Raw genomic sequence first — 15,055 nt, 5'->3', positions numbered from 1 at the left:
CCCTCGTTGCGGAACATCACGAGCCTAGTCCGAGGCAGAGAACACCTGTTCACTCACTGTCCACGTTTCGAGATGCTGCCGTAGGACGACGGCGTCCCTCACCGAGCGCCTGAGCACGCAGCCGCCGTAGTCGCGCCTGACCGCCGGCGGCAGCCCTCCACCGGGCAGGCGGGAGCCTGCGACACAGACATGGTCTCGGGCGGCAGGAGGACCTGCCGCCCGAGACCATCGGCACCGTCTTAGAACAGTCCCGCAGACGCGTCAGGCACCGACGCGCTCCATGACCAGCTCACGCACACGCTTGGCGTCCGCCTGGCCTCGGGTGGCCTTCATGACCGCGCCCACGATCGCGCCCGCGGCCTGGACCTTGCCGCCGCGGATCTTGTCAGCGACGTCCGGGTTAGCCGCCAGCGCCTCGTCGACGGCAGCCAGCAGGGCGGAGTCGTCAGAGACGACCTCCAGACCTCGCGCCTCGACGACAGCCTCGGGGTCTCCCTCACCAGCCAGGACCCCTTCGAGGACCTGGCGGGCCAGCTTGTCCGTCAGCCGGCCGTCGTCGACCAGCTTCTGGAGCTGGGCTACCTGCTGCGGGGTGACCGCCAGCTCCTCCAGAGCGACCTCCTGCTCCTTGGCGGCACGGGAGAGCTCTCCCATCCACCACTTACGGGCAGCCTGACCACTGGCTCCGGCGAGTGTCGTGGCTTCAATGAGCTCCAGCGCGCCAGCATTGACGACGTCGCGCATCTCCTCATCTGCCAGCCTCCACTCATCCTTGAGCCGACGGCGCTTGGCAGCCGGCATCTCTGGCAGCGAGGCGCGAATCTGCTCAACCCACTCCCGGCTCGGGGCCACGGGCACGAGGTCAGGCTCCGGAAAGTAGCGGTAGTCGTCAGCATCTGACTTGACCCGGCCTGGCTTGGTGGTGCCGTCAGCCTGACCATGGCGCGTCTCCTGGAGAACCTCTCCCCCAGCAGCCAGGATGGCGGCCTGGCGCTGGATCTCGTAGCGGATGACGCCGTCGATCCCGCGGAAGGTGTTGACGTTCTTGGTCTCGGTACGTGTCCCCAACGGGGCGTCAGGGCTCGGGCGCAGGGAGACGTTGACGTCCGCACGCACGTTCCCGCGCTCCATACGGGCCTCGGAGACCCCCAGGGCCCGGAAGATGTCACGCAGGGTCCGCACGTAGCTGGCCGCGACCTCCGGGGCCTTGGCACCAGCGCCGATGATGGGGCGAGAGACGATCTCAACCAGGGGCACACCAGCACGGTTGTAGTCCACCAGTGAGTGGTCCGCGCCCTCGATACGGCCGTCCGCACCACCGATGTGGGTGTTCTTGCCGGCGTCCTCCTCCATATGGGCCCGCTCGATCGGGACGGTGAAGAAGCTGCCGTCCTCCAGCTCGACCTCCAGCGCCCCGTCAAAAGCGATGGGCTCGTCAGACTGGGAGGTCTGGAAGTCCTTGGCCAGGTCCGGGTAGAAGTAGTTCTTGCGCGCGAAGCGACAGGACTCGGCGATCTGGCAGCCCAGCGCCAGGCCGATCCGGATGGCGTACTCCACGCCCTTGGCGTTGACCACCGGCAGGGCGCCAGGCAGTCCCACCGAGGTGGGGGTCACGCGCGAGTTCGGCTCCCCGCCGAAGGCGACAGGGGCGGCGTCGAACATCTTGGTGGCGGTGCCCAGCTCGACGTGCACCTCGAGGCCGATGACCGGGTCGAAACGGCGTACCGCCTCGTCGTAGTCCATGAGCTCGTCAGCCATCTCAGGCCTCCTTCTCGTTCAGCTCGGGGGCGCGGTCCAGCAGGTGACCGCCCCAGCTCTCCTCCAGCGTCGCCTCCAGCACGGCACCCACCCGGTACAGGCGGTCGTCTGCCCGCTGGGGAGCAAGGACCTGGAAGCCGACCGGCAGCCCGTCGTCGCTCAGCCCGGAGGGCAGGCTCATGCCGGGGACACCAGCGAGGTTGGCAGGGATCGTGGTGACGTCCAGCTTGTACATCGCCAGCGGGTCGTCCTTCTCCCCGAACCGGTAGGCTGTCACCGGCGCGGTGGGCGAGACCAGCACGTCACAGCGCTCCCATGCGGCGTCGAAGTCACGCTGGACCAGCGTGCGCACCTTCTGGGCGCTGCCGTAGTAGGCGTCGTAGTAGCCAGCGCTCAGCACGTGGGTGCCCAGGATGATGCGACGCTTGACCTCGTCACCGAACCCTGCCCCGCGGGTGGCTGCCATGACGGTCTCCGCCGTCACAGGGCCCTCAGTGGGCTCCACACGCAGGCCGTAGCGCATGCCGTCGTAACGGGCGAGGTTGGAGGAGACCTCAGCCGGCATGATGAGGTAGTAGGCGTCCAGCGCGTACTCCAGGTGCGGCAGGGAGACGGGCTCGACGACCGCGCCCGCCCTCTCCAGCAGCGTCAGGGCAGCGTGGAAGGAGTCCATGACGCCGGCGTGGTAGCCCTCGCCGCCGTCGAGCTCGGAGATGACACCCACACGAAGCCCGGTGAGGTCACGGCCAGCCTGCGCCGCCCGCACGACCTCAGCCATGCCGCGAGGAGCGTCGGACAGAGAGGTGGAGTCCAGCGGGTCGTAGGAGGCCATGACGTCGTGCAGCAGGGCCGTGTCCAGGACGGTCCGCGCCATGGGGCCGGGGGTGTCCAGGGAGGAGGCCATGGCGATGACGCCGTAGCGCGAGACGGTGCCGTAGGTCGGCTTGACGCCGACCGTTCCCGTGACGGCCGCAGGCTGACGGATCGAGCCACCGGTGTCCGTGCCCAGGGCCAGGGGTGCCTCGAAGGCACCGACGGCGGCTGCGGACCCGCCCGAGGAGCCGCCCGGGATACGTCCCAGGTCCCAGGGATTAGCGGTGCGGTGGAAGGCCGAGTGCTCGGTCGAGCCGCCCATGGCGAACTCGTCGAGGTTGGTCTTGCCCAGGACCGGCATGTGCGCCGCGCGCAGGTTGGCAACCGCCGTCGCGTCGTAGGGCGGGACCCAGCCCTCAAGCATCCTGGAGGCAGCGGTCGTCACCTGTCCGCGGGTGACAAAGAGGTCCTTGACCGCTACCGGCACACCGGTCAGCACCGGGACCTCACGCCCCTGGCTACGAGCCTCGGCGCGAGCGGCGTCCGCGGCGTCCGCGTCGGCCAGGGCCTTGGTGGCGTCGACGTCGAGGAAGGCCCCCACAGCGCCGTCGACGGCCTCGATACGGTCCAGGTGCGCCTGGGTGAGCTCGCGGGCACTGAGGTCGCCGCTCGCCAGCGCCTCAGCCTGCTCGGCAGCAGTGGCCTTGATGAGGGCGGTGGTCATGAGGCGGAGTCCTCTCCCAGGATCTGCGGCACGAGGAACATGGAGCTCTCGCTCGCCGGGGCACCGGCGAGGAGCTCCTCGACGTCGAGCGTGGGGCCCGCGACGTCCTCGCGAAGCACGTTGGTCAGCGGAACAGGGTGTGAGGTGGCAGGCAGGTCAGGCGTGACGACGCTGGTGACCCGGGCGAAGGACGAGGCGACGGCGTCCAGCTCACCGGCCAGGCGCGTCACCTCCTCCTCGGTCAGGGCCACACGTGCGAGTGCCGCGACCCGGGCGACCTCGTCCTTGGAGATGGCAGACATGCCGCTGAGTCTAGCCGGACGCCACGGTAAGCCGGTGACGCCACATGCACGATCTCACAGGCTCGCACCAGCCCACCTGATTGACAATCGGACTATCTACCGTTGTCATGGCGTCACAGACTCTGCGTGAGGTAGAGCCAGACCGGGGCGGCACGAGCACCCCAGAACTGGGAAACAGGCATGCACGACGAGGAAAAGGTCCAGGGAGCAGACACCTGTGCCCCGCAGGCCGGTGGGTCCACCGGCCCGGACGAGGTCCTTCCCACGCCCTACAACGCGACCCCGAGCGTGCGACGTACCTCTGTCTTCGGCGCCGCTGCCGTCTCCGGCGCTGCCACGGGTGCGGACACCGAGTCCCTGCCTGCCGTCACCTCCTCCACGAGCCCTAGCGCGCACCCGGTCTCCGAGACAGCCGCTCCTGCTGCCGACGACACGCCCTCAGTAATCCCGCCGGCGCCCACGCAGACGCTCCGCACGGCGCAGACGCCTGCGAGCCCGGCACCTGGTTCTCAGGCCAGCCTTGAGGCCAAGACGGACACGTCAACCTCGCTGGACGAGGACAGTTCCCACGGGCACCGCCCTGAGCCTGCGCGCAAGCGACGGTGGCCTCTGTGGACCGCTGCGGCTGCGCTCCTCCTCGTCGGGGTCGCAGGGGCCGGAGGCTATGCCTACGCCTCCCACTACGCCGACACCGCGGTCCCCGGTACGAACGTGGGCGGGGTCAACGTGTCCGGAAAGACCCGCTCCGAGATCGTCCAGATCGTCACCCAGCGCGCAGACTCCGCCACCGTGACTCTCAGCGGTGACGTCCAGGCCACCGCCTCTCTCGCTGACCTGGGGACCAGCGTGGACGCTGAGGCCACTGCCGACAACGCCATGGAGCGGTCAGCACAGGTCCTCGACCGCTTCAAGGCCCTGGTCACCGGTAACGACGTCAAGGTCGTCACGACCACGGACCCGGACGCTGTCGCTGCCTACGCCGCTGGCCTGGTCCCAGAGGACCAGGCCAGGGCCGTCGACGCCACTGTCACCCTGGGTGCTGACGGAGCCACCTTCACCACGACCCCGGCCGCTGACGGCACCGGCCTGGACCCTGCCGTGCTGGAGCAGGCCGTCACCAAGGCGGCCACCACCCTCACGTCACAGTCGGTAGAGCTCGGCTACACCACTGTCGCCCCGCTCGTCTCGGACGCTGACGCCCAGTCGGCGGCGGACAAGGCCAACGAGCTCGTCTCGCTCGACGTCACCGTGACGACCCCCGACGCCGCCTCCACCTTCACAGCAGACGGTCCCGCCAAGGCCTCCTGGGTCAGGATCGAGCCCGGTGAGAACACCGCGCCTGCCGTCTCGATCGACGCTGCGAAGGTCGGCGAGTGGGTCGCCGCCCAGGGCGCGCAGGTGAGCAAGGACCCGGTGACGGGACAGCGCAACGTCAACTCCCGTGGCGAGGTCGTGGCCACACAGGTTGAGGCTGTCAACGGCGTCGTCGTGTCCAACTCCGAGGACCTGACGAGCGCGATCACCCAGTCCCTGACCGAGGGCAAGGCCTACAGCGGCTCCTTCGTCACGTCTGAGGTTGAGGCCGGCTGGGAGGACCGCCCGATCGCCGACGGCGCGGAGAACCTCGTCTACCCGGCTGCACCCGGTGAGAAGTGGGTCGACGTCAACCTCTCAGCCAAGACCGTCACCGCCTACGAGGGCGCGACCGTGGTCCGCGGACCGGTCACGATCGTCGACGGCGCTCCCGAGACCCCGACGGTGACCGGCACCTTCAAGGTCTACCTGCAGTACGCCTCGCAGACCATGCGAGGAGACAACGTGGACGGCTCGCGCTACGTCACCCCTGACGTGCCCTGGGTGACCTACTTCCACGGCGGCTACGCATTCCACGGCGCCCCCTGGCGATCCAGCTTCGGCTACTCCGGCTCACACGGCTGTCTCAACATGCCGGTGAGCGAGGCCCAGTGGATCTACACATGGGCCGAGATCGGCACGACCGTGGTCAGCCACTACTGAGCCTGCCACGCACCTGGCTGGCCAGCCGGGTGCCACGACCGGCGGCACGAGGCCGGGGTGACACGCCTGTCACCCCGGCCTCGTCGCGCCACTCCGTGCCGCTTGACCGCTTCCCCGGCTAGTCCGCCTGCTCCTCGTCCTCGGCCGGTCCGTGCTCCAGCAGGGCTCGGAAGCCGTCCTCGTCCAGCACGGGTACGCCGAGCTCGCGAGCCCTGGCCTCCTTTGACCCGGCGTTCTCGCCGACCACCACGTAGCTGGTGCGTCTCGACACCGAGCCTGACGCCTTGCCCCCGCGCTCGACAATGGCCTCCTTGGCCCCGTCACGGGTGAAGTGCTCCAGAGCGCCGGTGACGACGACGGTCAGTCCCGCCAGGGTCTGCGGAGCGCGTGCCACGGTCTCGTCCTGGGTACGCACGCCTGCAGCCGCCCACCGGTCCAGGATCTCGCGGTGCCAGTCGACCTCAAGCCACTCCAGCCATGCAGCGGCGATGGTGGGCCCCACGCCGTCGACGTCGCTGAGCTCCTCGAGGCTGGCCTGCCGCAGGGCCTCCATCGAGCCGAAGCGTGTCGCCAGGGCACGCGCCGCCGTCGGCCCGACGTGCCGGACCGACAGAGCGACCAGGACCCGCCACAGCGGCTGGGACCTGGCCGCATCCAGCTGGGCCAGGACCGCGGTCGCGTTCTTGCCCGGAGCCGTTGCCTTCCGGACCTCACCGTCCGGGGTATAGGTTTGCTTAGACCAGAAGAAGCGCACCAGGCGCCAGTTCCCGGTGGGCTCGCCCCGACGTCGGACACTCTGGTAGACAGCCACGTCCCGCAGGTCCTGGACCGACAGGTCGAACAGACCGGCTTCACCAGAGAGCACCGGTACCTGCTCGGTGACGCCGTGCTCCTCCAGACGCTGGCGCGCCAGCCCCAGGCGCTGGGCCGGAGCCAGGCTCTCCAGGTCCTTGGCACTCAGACGGATGCGCCCGCGCTCGGTCTCCAGGTAGTGCCCGGCAGCCAGGGCCGCGAGCGCCTCCTCACGTCCCAGGTCCGGCTGGGTCAGGGCAGCAGCGGCCTCGTCCCCCAGGCCCTCGACGTCCAGCGCACCGCGTGAGCCCACGTGGGCCACGCGCTCGGTGACCTGAGCCGGGCACGAGCGCGTGTTGGGGCATCGCAGGTCGACGTCTCCTTCCTTGGCCGGCGCGAGAGGCGTGCCGCACGAGGGGCACGCCGCGGGCATGACGAAGGCACGCTCTGAACCGTCGCGGGCCTCCATGACGGGTCCCACGATCTCCGGGATGACGTCGCCAGCCTTGCGCAGGACCACGAGGTCCCCGATACGCACGCCCTTACGCACCACCTCCTCGGCGTTGTGGAGCGTCGCCCTGGCCACGGTGGAGCCGGCCACGGTGACGGGCTCCATGATGCCGAAGGGCGTGACCCGTCCGGTCCGCCCCACCTGGACGTCGATGTCCAGCAGCCGGGTGTGTACCTCCTCCGGCGGGTACTTGTACGCGGTGGCCCACCGTGGCACGCGCGAGGTGTAGCCCAGGCGCGCCTGCTGGTCGCGTGAGTCGACCTTGAAGACGATGCCGTCGATCTCGTGGACGAGGTCGTGCCGGTGCTCGGCGTAGCGCGCGATATAGGCCTCACGCTCCTCTCGGCCGGCGACGACGGCGTTGTAGGGAGATACCGGAAGGCCCCATCCTGCCAGCAACGTGTACCACTCGTGCTGGAGCGCAGGCGGCTCCTGCCCCGGAGCAGGGGTGTAGGCCCCGATGCCGTGGGCGATGAAGGCCAGCGGGCGCGCTGCGGTGACCTCGGGGTCCTTCTGGCGCAAGGACCCCGCGGCGGCGTTCCGGGGGTTGGCGAAGACCTGCAGGAGGGACTCCTGACGCGCTCTCCTGCCGGTCTCCTGCACCTCTAGCGCCTGGTTGCGTGCCTGACGCCGGGCGTTCTCCTCCTGACGCTCCTGGTTGAAGCGAGCGAAGGCCTCTACCGGGAAGTAGACCTCCCCCCGGACCTCGATGAGCCTGGGGACCTGCTGACCGCTCAGGCACTGTGGGACAGAGGCGATCGTGCGCACGTTAGCCGTCACGTCCTCACCTGTGGTCCCGTCGCCTCGCGTCGCAGCCCGAGTCAGCACGCCGTCGGTGTAGGTCAGGGCGACCGCGAGGCCGTCGATCTTGACCTCAGCGGTCATGGCCAGCGCCTCGTCGCTCGTCGACAGGTCCCCTGCCACCCGCTCAGCCCATTCCTGGACCTCCTCCAGGCTGAAGACGTCCTGCAGGGAGTACATGCGCTCAGCGTGGACCACCGGGGAGAAGGCCTGGGCTCGCTCCCCTCCGACGCGCTGGGTAGGCGAGGCTGGCGTGCGCAGCTGCGGCCAGGCAGCCTCAAGGTCCTCCAGCTCGCGGTACAGGGCGTCGTAGGCCGCGTCCGAGGTCGTCGACTGCCCGTCCAGCGCGTCGTAGTAGGCGGCACGCGCTCGCTCGACGAGCTCGGCCAGCTCCTCCCAGCGACGTCGGGGGGCCTCAGGCACGGCCCGGAGGCCATCGGCAGGACCGGACGGGGCGGCGGGGGGTACGGCGGGGGACGTGGACTGGGTACTCACCAGCTCATCTTCCCTCATACCAGCCCTTCGCCGTCTTTGCGCAGGGGAAGGGCGAGCTGAGGACCGCGTGAGCGTGCCGAGCCGATCTCGGGGCCGACCTCCCACCACCGCAGCGCGGGGCCGGGCTGCTCCAGCAGGTGCGAGACCTCACCAGGCTCACGTAGTGAGGGGTCCAGCCAGCGGTCGACCACCGAGGTACCCAGCACCACCGGCTCGCGGTCATGGAGCCAGGCAAGCTCCTCACGCGCCGGGCGGGTGAGGATGGTGCACGTCAGCATCCAGCGTGCCCCGTCCTTGTCGTGGATGCTGGGACCAGGCCGCGGCGCCGGGTGCGAGGCCGGCACTGGCCACCACGCGCACAGCCCGGCCAGCGCGAGCGGCTCCTCGTCCTGACGGCTGACGGCGTAGGGACGGGACCGAGGTCGCTCAGGCTCGTCCGGGCTCACGCTGTCGACAGCCGGGCGGCGCCACTCGTACCAGCAGTCGGCGGGCACGAGGGCACGGAAGGAGCGGAAGGCCTGTCGGAAGGTGGGCTTGCTCGCTGCGGTCTCACTGCGTGCGTTGAAGGCGCGGAAGGCGACGTCAGCCCGCCTGGCCCAGCCAGGCAGCAGCCCCCAGCGTGCGCAACGCAGCTGACGGGCTGCACGCACGTCGTCGTCTCCCGCGCTGTCCCGGGCAAGACGCTCGACCACGACGCGCACGTCGGATCCTGGCGCGATGTTCCACGAGGCCTCGACCTCCTCGGTCGGGGGAAGGGGATCGGCGTCGAAGTAGCGAGCCACCGCCGCCCCGGCGCTCCAGGAGCCGTAGCGTCCGCACATACCCTCAGGGTGTCACAGCCCGGGCTCCACAGGCACCTGCCGTGACACCCCGGACGGCGACCCTCCACAGCCGTCCAGCGGCGACAGGCGCGCGCCTGGCACGGTCGAGGCATGGCAGCTGCTCCTACGTGCCCGCCGGCCGCACAGGCCCTGGTCTCCTTGACCGTGCCCTGGCACCTCGCGGTCGTCAGCGGCCCCGACGCCGGAGCCGTCCTGGCGCTGCCCGCCCACGGCACCCTCGTGCTCGGACGGGGCGAGGTCCTCACTGATCCCTTTGCCTCACGTCGCCAGCTCGCCGTCCAGGTCCTGCCTGAGAGGGTCGTCGTCAGCCCGGTCGCCTGCAGCGTCCCACCGCTGTGGAGACGCCGGCGTCTGGGTCCTCTCCTCCTTCCGGCGGCTGGACGGCTCCGACGCGGCTCGGTGTGGCGCGAGGGCGAGCGTCTCCAGGTAGGCACGAGCCGCCTGGAGCTGCGCCGCCGCCCGTCCCGGCTCTGCCCCGCAGTACCGGCGCCCGCCACGGGTAGCCCCTGGTGGCGCCTCCTGGCCGCCGTCGCCGTCCTGGCGACGGCTGGCGGGGCGCTCACCCTAGTCCTCTCGCGCGGTGCCTCCACACGCAGCTGGTCCAGCGCGCTCATGTCCCTGCCCCTGGCGCTGCTGGTACTCACACGGCTGGTCGGGCGTGCTGAGCGCCGCCGCCACGGTCCTGCACGCCGTCGCCGGGGAGCCACGGGCTGGGAGCACCGCAGGCCGGACCCGGCTCAGATGCTCCTCCTCCTGGCCCAGCCCGCCGCACCCGTGCCACAGACGACGACGCTCAGCGCGTGGCTGGGACGCCGGCGTCGACGAAACCTGCTGGAGCTGGCGGCAGGCGAGGGCGTCGCGGTGACCGGCCCCCGCGCACAGCGCTGTCTGACCTGGTGGTGCGCCCAGGTGGTCGCTACCGGCCAGGGACTGGCCCGCTACCAGGACGGGTACTGGCGGCTGTGGTGGGGGCAGGACAGCCGACCGGCTACCGCTCGCCTGGCTGGCAGCAGCCAGCACCTGCCTTCCTGGGCCACGGCCGTTCGCCCTGTCCCTCCGCGCACGGCGCCACCGTCACAGACCTGGGCCGTGGCCGCCACCACCCTGATCGACCAGGCCTGGAGGCAGCACTCGACCACGCTGGCAGGACCAGCCATCGATGTCAGTGCGCAGGAGGACTCCGTGCCGGCTCAGGTCCTGCTGTCCGACCTCGTCGGTGAGGTCGACCAGGACCAGGTGGCGCTGAGGTGGTCCTCGCCAGCCGCTACCACCGGGCTGGAGGCGGTGCTGGGAGTCGGTGCACGTGGTCAGGCGGTTGCCGACCTGGTCCAGCACGGGCCTCACGCCCTGGTGGCAGGGACCACGGGCTCGGGCAAGTCCGAGCTGTTGCGGGCCTGGCTCCTCCAGCTGGCCTGCGCCCTGCCCCCTGAGCGGCTGTGTCTCGTGCTCGTGGACTACAAAGGAGGCTCGGCCTTCGGCCCCCTCACACGACTGCCACACGCTGCCGGGGTGCTGACGGACCTGGACCCGGCCATGACCGCACGGGCCCTGGCCTCGCTGGAGGCCGAGGTGCGCCGTCGGGAGAGGCTCCTGGCCGGGCTCGCCCTGGCCGACCTGGCGGCGTGGGAGGCGCTGTCGCTGCGGCCACCGGGCTCGGACCAGCCGGGGAGCGCACCTTCCTCGGCGTGCCCGACCAGGTCGGCTCCTGCGTCCCCGCCGCCGCGGCTGGTGATCGTCGTCGACGAGTTCGCCGTCCTGGCCAGCTCCCACCCACAGGTCCTGGAGAACCTGGTACGGGTCGCTGCGCAGGGGCGCAGCCTGGGCCTGCACCTCGTGCTGGCCACACAGCGTCCGTCCGGCGCAGTGTCCCAGACCGTGCGCGCCAACATCTCGCTGCGCGTGTGCCTGCGGGTCCTGGACCCAGCTGACTCTCGCGATGTCCTTGGCCACGCGCAGGCCGCCGAGCTGTCCGGTGGCCCCGGCCGTCTCATGGTCACTGGTCTGGACGAGGCCGAGCGCCTGGTGCTGCAGGCACCGTGGTGCGGCTCGCAGGACGGCGTCGTCCAGAGCGTGGCCGAGATGGTGGACGAGCTGTGCGCCGCGGCCTCCCGGCTCGGTGCCAGGACGTGGCGCCCCTGGACCGATCCCCTGCCGCACCACGCCCAGCGCCCCGGTCCCAGGATCGAGCCGTCCGACGAGGTGTCCACAGGTATCGCGCTGGCGCTGCTCGACGAGCCCGAGGACCAGCGGACCACTGCCTGGAGGTGGCGGCCGGACCAGCCTCTGCTCGTCCTGGGCTCACCCGGGTCCGGACGCTCAACGGCCCTGGCCTCAGCCGCTCTCGGTCTCCTGGACGCAGCCCTGGCAGACGGCGGCCCGGCACCCGGCCACGGCGTGCACCTGTGCGGCCTGCCCGAGCAGATCAGGCAGCGCTATCCCGTGCTCGCACAGGGTGCCGCAGGGGTCGGGACCGTGGTCGGGCCGGAGGACCCTCGCCGCCTGGCACGGCTGTGGGAGCTGGCAGCAGGTGGAGCGCTCAGCGGCGACGTGCTGGTCCTCGACGACGTCGACCGCCTGGTGCCCGCTGTCGACGCCTCACGCGGGCCCGGTGAAGGGCTCGTCCTGCTGGAGACCCTGTGCCGCGCCTGTGGCGTCACAGGCACCGGGCTGGTCATCAGCGCACCGCTGTCACACTCCGTCTCCCGCTGGGCGACGACGGTGCGCACCCGCCTGGTGCTCGGTGCCAGCCAGGGGGACCAGGCGGCCGTCGCCGGTCTGCCCAGAGGCGTGGTGACCGGCTCAGTCCCAGGACGAGGGGTGCTGTCGGGCTACGACCCGGAGGCGTCCCGGCCGGTGGAGTGCCAGGTCCTTCTTCCGGGGCCGGGAGAGAAGGGCCGTCTGCCCGGTCCTCGAGGGCTGCGGCCTGTTCCCACGGACCTTCTCCTGGAGCCCACCGCCGACGGCCTCGCAGCGGCCGTCTGGGCGGTGGGAGGCGACGACGCTGCACCGCTCCCCGTCCCCGAAGGCTCGGTGCTCGTGGTGGGGCCCGCAGGTTCCGGACGCTCAACCACTCTGGCCACGCTCAGGGCTGTCTGCGCAGCACGAGATCCCCTCGTCGTCGACGACCTGGACCTGTGCGCAGGCAGCGGGCTCAGCCACATCGAGCAGGCTCTGTCACAGGGCCGCACGGTCCTGGCCTCAGCCCTGACCGAGCGGGTGGCGACCAGCTTTCGCGGCGTCCTGGCCGAGCTGAGGTCGCGGGCAGACCTCATCGTGCTGTGGCCGACGGTCGGTCCCACCTCCCAGGTGGCTGGAGTCCCGCTGCGGGCGGTGGCTGACCCTCGTCATCCCACCCAGCCGGGACGCGGTGCGCTGGTGCGTCACGGTCGCGCAGAACCGATCCAGGTGGCTCGCCCCGCCTGAACGAGCAACGCATAGCACCGAGGTGGAGAAAGACCCCTGTGAGGATCACGACAGCATCTCAGGCACAGGTCTCATCGCGCATCTCTTGCCCTCCCTGTGCCCACGTGTGAGGGTTGACCCAGAACGCGGTCACCCGCTGTTCACCTTCGAGGCGCACCGCCTCAGCTGAGCAGCTGACTGCAACGACCCCGAAGGGAGCCCTCATGGACTGGCGCAGCCAGGCAGCATGTCTTTCAGTTGACCCTGAGCTCTTCTTCCCCGTTGGCAACACTGGTCCTGCCATCGCCCAGATCGCTCAGGCGAAGGAGGTCTGCGCTCGCTGTGACGTCGTTGACACCTGCCTGAAGTGGGCGCTGGAGAACGGCCAGGACGCCGGTGTGTGGGGAGGCATGAGCGAGGACGAACGCCGTTCTCTCAAGCGCCGCGCCGCTCGCGCTCGCCGCTCCTCCTGACCCGGCCCTCCTCACAGCAAGCGCCCCGGAACCTAGGCTTCGGGGCGCTTGTCATAGCACGGGCGGTCGTGGGCCTGCCGTTCAGGACTCCTGGAGGCGGGCGTGGATGGCGACGTCCGTGCCCTGCCCGCCCTCGGCGGACTGCCAGCTGATCGAGCCCCGCAGCTCACCGCGCACCAGCGTCTGGATGATGCGTGTGCCCAGCCCGCTCATGATCCTGCCCGGAGCCACCCCCTGGCCGTCGTCGATGACGTGGACCTCCAACCGGCTCCCTTCTCGCTGCGCGGTCACGGTCACCGTGCCGTCGCGGTCCTCCAGACCGTGCTCGACGGCGTTGGTGACCAGCTCGGCCAGTACCGTGGCCAGGGCCTGGGCGGCATCAGCCTCGACGACTCCGAACTTGCCCTCCAGGCGAGTAGCGACCCGCCCGGTCGCGGTGGCCACCGAGGCCGCCCCGCGCAGGATGGAGGCAAAGACCTCGTCGAAGTCGACCGTCTCGTCGACGTTGTGACTCAGCGCCTCGTGCACGGTGGCGATCGTGGCGACCCGGCGCTCGGCCTCGGCCAGGGCCTCTCGGGTCTCGTCGTTGGTGGCGCGGCGCCCCTGCATCCGCAGCAGCGCCGAGACGGTCTGCAGGTTGTTCTTCACCCGGTGGTGAACCTCGCGGATCGTGGCGTCCTTGTTGAGCAGGACCTGCTCACGCCGCCGGATCTCGGTGACGTCACGCACCAGCAGCACGGCACCGGCACGGTGCCCGCCCAGCGTCAGCGGGATCGAGCGCAGCGACAGGAACGCTCCTCCCACCTCGACCTCAGTGAGCCAGGCCTGACGCCCCATGAGCACCACGGCCATCGTCTCGTCCACCGGAGTTCGTTCCGGGATGATCGAGGTCACGGCCTCGGCAAGCTGACATCCCTCCAGCTCACCGTCGATACCCAGGCGGTGGAAGCAGGAGTACGCGTTCGGCGTGGCGAAGCGGACCCGGCCCTCGTCGTCGAGGTGGACCACGCCGTCGGCCACGCGTGGCGTGCCGTGCCTCATGGTGGTGCCGGCCCCGCGGATCGGGAAGGTGCCCTCGGCGATCATCGTGCACAGAGAGTCGGCCAGGTCCTCCAGGTGCTTGTCCCCCAGCCTGCCGCCACGGATCAGACCCACAGAGGTCTCCCGCGTCATGATCGCGACGGCGTGCCCCTCACGTACCACCGGCACGTACTCCTCACGCACCGCCGTCGTCCCGGTCCACTCCGGGTCCGAGGCCACGAGGATCTGCTCGCCGTCGTAGGCCTCGACAGCCATCGCCTCACGGGCGGTGGGCATGCGCCGCCCGATGACGTCCTCCAGGTGGACCGTGTTGCCGCCCGAGGGCCGGCAGTGGGCGATGGCCACGAAGCGCCCGGAGTCGGTCTTGGCCCACAGGACCAGGTCGGACACCGACAGGTCCGTGATCACCTGCCAGTCGGCCACGAGCTGGTGGAGCCAGTCCAGGTCGGCCGGGTCCAGGTCGACGAGGCCACGGATAGCGGTCGGCAAGAGGTTTGACACAGGTGGATCGTACCGAGGCACCGGGCCTGGCGTGCCACGTGGCAGGATCTAGGTCGTGAAGAAGACCGTGACAGTTACCTATCCCGCCGAGCCACAGCGCGTGACCCAGATGCTGGCCGACCCTCGCTACCTGCGTGGGCGCCTGAGCCGGGTCGACCTGGAGGACGCTGAGGTCGAGGTCACCGAGCGCGGCCGAGGCTTCGTCTCCACCGTCCGCGGGCAGGTCCCGTCCAGCCGCCTGCCGCAGGCCGCCGCGCGCTTCGTGCGCTCCGCCGTCGGCTTCGCCCTGAGCGAGTCCTGGGGCGAGCCGGCTGACGACGGCGCCCGCGACGGCAGCATGGAGGTCACCGTGAGCGGGGCACCGGTACGCCTGGGTGCCCGGCTACGCCTGAGGCCGGCCACGACGCAGGTCACGACGCTCACCATGGACCTGGACCTCGGTGTCAACGTCCCTCTGCTGGGACGGTCCTTGGAGGACAAGGCGATGAGTATGGTCGACGCCGTCGTCACCGACGAGGAGAGGCGCGCGGCCGCCTGGCTCGCCGACCACTGACCCTTCACCCCGTGACCGACGTGTGCCCGGT

Annotated in this window: 10 protein-coding genes; 4 read left to right on the top strand and 6 right to left on the bottom strand. The window is 70.6% G+C overall.

All coding sequences use genetic code 11. From position 1 onward, the window contains the following. Positions 1–261 precede the first annotated feature (261 nt). The 3 genes from gatB to gatC are packed head-to-tail and all read right to left on the bottom strand — an operon-like array spanning position 262 to position 3,597. Positions 262–1,758 carry an Asp-tRNA(Asn)/Glu-tRNA(Gln) amidotransferase subunit GatB gene (gene gatB / locus HRL51_RS03345; RefSeq protein ID WP_172193381.1) on the bottom strand — a complete coding sequence of 499 codons (1,497 nt, stop codon included), beginning with the start codon at positions 1,756–1,758 and terminating at the stop codon, positions 262–264. A gap of 1 nt (position 1,759) precedes the next feature. After that, positions 1,760–3,295: an Asp-tRNA(Asn)/Glu-tRNA(Gln) amidotransferase subunit GatA gene (gene gatA / locus HRL51_RS03340; protein ID WP_172193379.1), complete on the bottom strand. Its 1,536-nt coding sequence runs from the start codon at positions 3,293–3,295 to the stop codon at positions 1,760–1,762. Further along, entirely contained in the window at positions 3,292–3,597 is a 306-nt protein-coding gene (gene gatC / locus HRL51_RS03335; protein ID WP_172119541.1) for an Asp-tRNA(Asn)/Glu-tRNA(Gln) amidotransferase subunit GatC, read from the bottom strand. The genes gatA and gatC overlap by 4 nt, the downstream gene beginning before the upstream one ends. A gap of 180 nt (positions 3,598–3,777) precedes the next feature. Here gatC and HRL51_RS03330 point away from each other — a divergent pair, with 180 nt between their 5' ends. Continuing rightward, positions 3,778–5,613: a L,D-transpeptidase family protein gene (locus HRL51_RS03330; RefSeq protein ID WP_172193378.1), complete on the top strand. Its 1,836-nt coding sequence runs from the start codon at positions 3,778–3,780 to the stop codon at positions 5,611–5,613. A gap of 118 nt (positions 5,614–5,731) precedes the next feature. On the opposite strand, the gene ligA is transcribed toward HRL51_RS03330, so the two are convergent. Continuing rightward, positions 5,732–8,230, bottom strand: coding sequence for an NAD-dependent DNA ligase LigA (gene ligA / locus HRL51_RS03325; RefSeq protein ID WP_172193376.1), 2,499 nt, complete (start codon positions 8,228–8,230; stop codon positions 5,732–5,734). Then, the gene (locus HRL51_RS03320; RefSeq protein ID WP_172119538.1) at positions 8,227–9,033 is read right to left on the bottom strand and encodes an SOS response-associated peptidase; all 807 of its coding nucleotides are present in this window, start codon (positions 9,031–9,033) and stop codon (positions 8,227–8,229) included. Before HRL51_RS03320 ends, ligA begins: the two co-directional genes overlap by 4 nt. Before the next feature lie 111 nt (positions 9,034–9,144). Here HRL51_RS03320 and HRL51_RS03315 point away from each other — a divergent pair, with 111 nt between their 5' ends. Both HRL51_RS03315 and HRL51_RS03310 read left to right on the top strand, forming a co-directional pair. Next, positions 9,145–12,477 carry an FtsK/SpoIIIE domain-containing protein gene (locus HRL51_RS03315; protein ID WP_172193374.1) on the top strand — a complete coding sequence of 1,111 codons (3,333 nt, stop codon included), beginning with the start codon at positions 9,145–9,147 and terminating at the stop codon, positions 12,475–12,477. A gap of 203 nt (positions 12,478–12,680) precedes the next feature. Next, entirely contained in the window at positions 12,681–12,929 is a 249-nt protein-coding gene (locus HRL51_RS03310) for a WhiB family transcriptional regulator (protein WP_172119536.1), read from the top strand. Positions 12,930–13,010: 81 nt separating this feature from the next. On the opposite strand, the gene HRL51_RS03305 is transcribed toward HRL51_RS03310, so the two are convergent. Next, entirely contained in the window at positions 13,011–14,471 is a 1,461-nt protein-coding gene (locus tag HRL51_RS03305) for a sensor histidine kinase (protein WP_172119535.1), read from the bottom strand. A gap of 55 nt (positions 14,472–14,526) precedes the next feature. Here HRL51_RS03305 and HRL51_RS03300 point away from each other — a divergent pair, with 55 nt between their 5' ends. Beyond that, positions 14,527–15,024, top strand: a complete 498-nt coding sequence (locus tag HRL51_RS03300) for a DUF2505 domain-containing protein (protein WP_172119534.1) — start codon at positions 14,527–14,529, stop codon at positions 15,022–15,024. Positions 15,025–15,055: the final 31 nt, after the last annotated feature.

The sequence above is a fragment of the Actinomyces faecalis genome, assembly GCF_013184985.2.
Lineage (GTDB): Bacteria > Actinomycetota > Actinomycetes > Actinomycetales > Actinomycetaceae > Actinomyces > Actinomyces faecalis.
This window is presented reverse-complemented; position numbering and strand designations above follow the sequence as displayed.

Excerpts from the sequence above, each read along its gene's own strand:
- gatB (WP_172193381.1), bottom strand. The coding sequence starts at position 1,758 with ATGGCTGACGAGCTCATGGACTACGACGAGGCGGTACGCCGTTTCGAC.
- gatA (WP_172193379.1), bottom strand. The coding sequence starts at position 3,295 with ATGACCACCGCCCTCATCAAGGCCACTGCTGCCGAGCAGGCTGAGGCG.
- gatC (WP_172119541.1), bottom strand. The coding sequence starts at position 3,597 with ATGTCTGCCATCTCCAAGGACGAGGTCGCCCGGGTCGCGGCACTCGCA.
- HRL51_RS03330 (WP_172193378.1), top strand. The coding sequence starts at position 3,778 with ATGCACGACGAGGAAAAGGTCCAGGGAGCAGACACCTGTGCCCCGCAG.
- ligA (WP_172193376.1), bottom strand. The coding sequence starts at position 8,230 with ATGAGGGAAGATGAGCTGGTGAGTACCCAGTCCACGTCCCCCGCCGTA.
- HRL51_RS03320 (WP_172119538.1), bottom strand. The coding sequence starts at position 9,033 with ATGTGCGGACGCTACGGCTCCTGGAGCGCCGGGGCGGCGGTGGCTCGC.
- HRL51_RS03315 (WP_172193374.1), top strand. The coding sequence starts at position 9,145 with ATGGCAGCTGCTCCTACGTGCCCGCCGGCCGCACAGGCCCTGGTCTCC.
- HRL51_RS03310 (WP_172119536.1), top strand. The coding sequence starts at position 12,681 with ATGGACTGGCGCAGCCAGGCAGCATGTCTTTCAGTTGACCCTGAGCTC.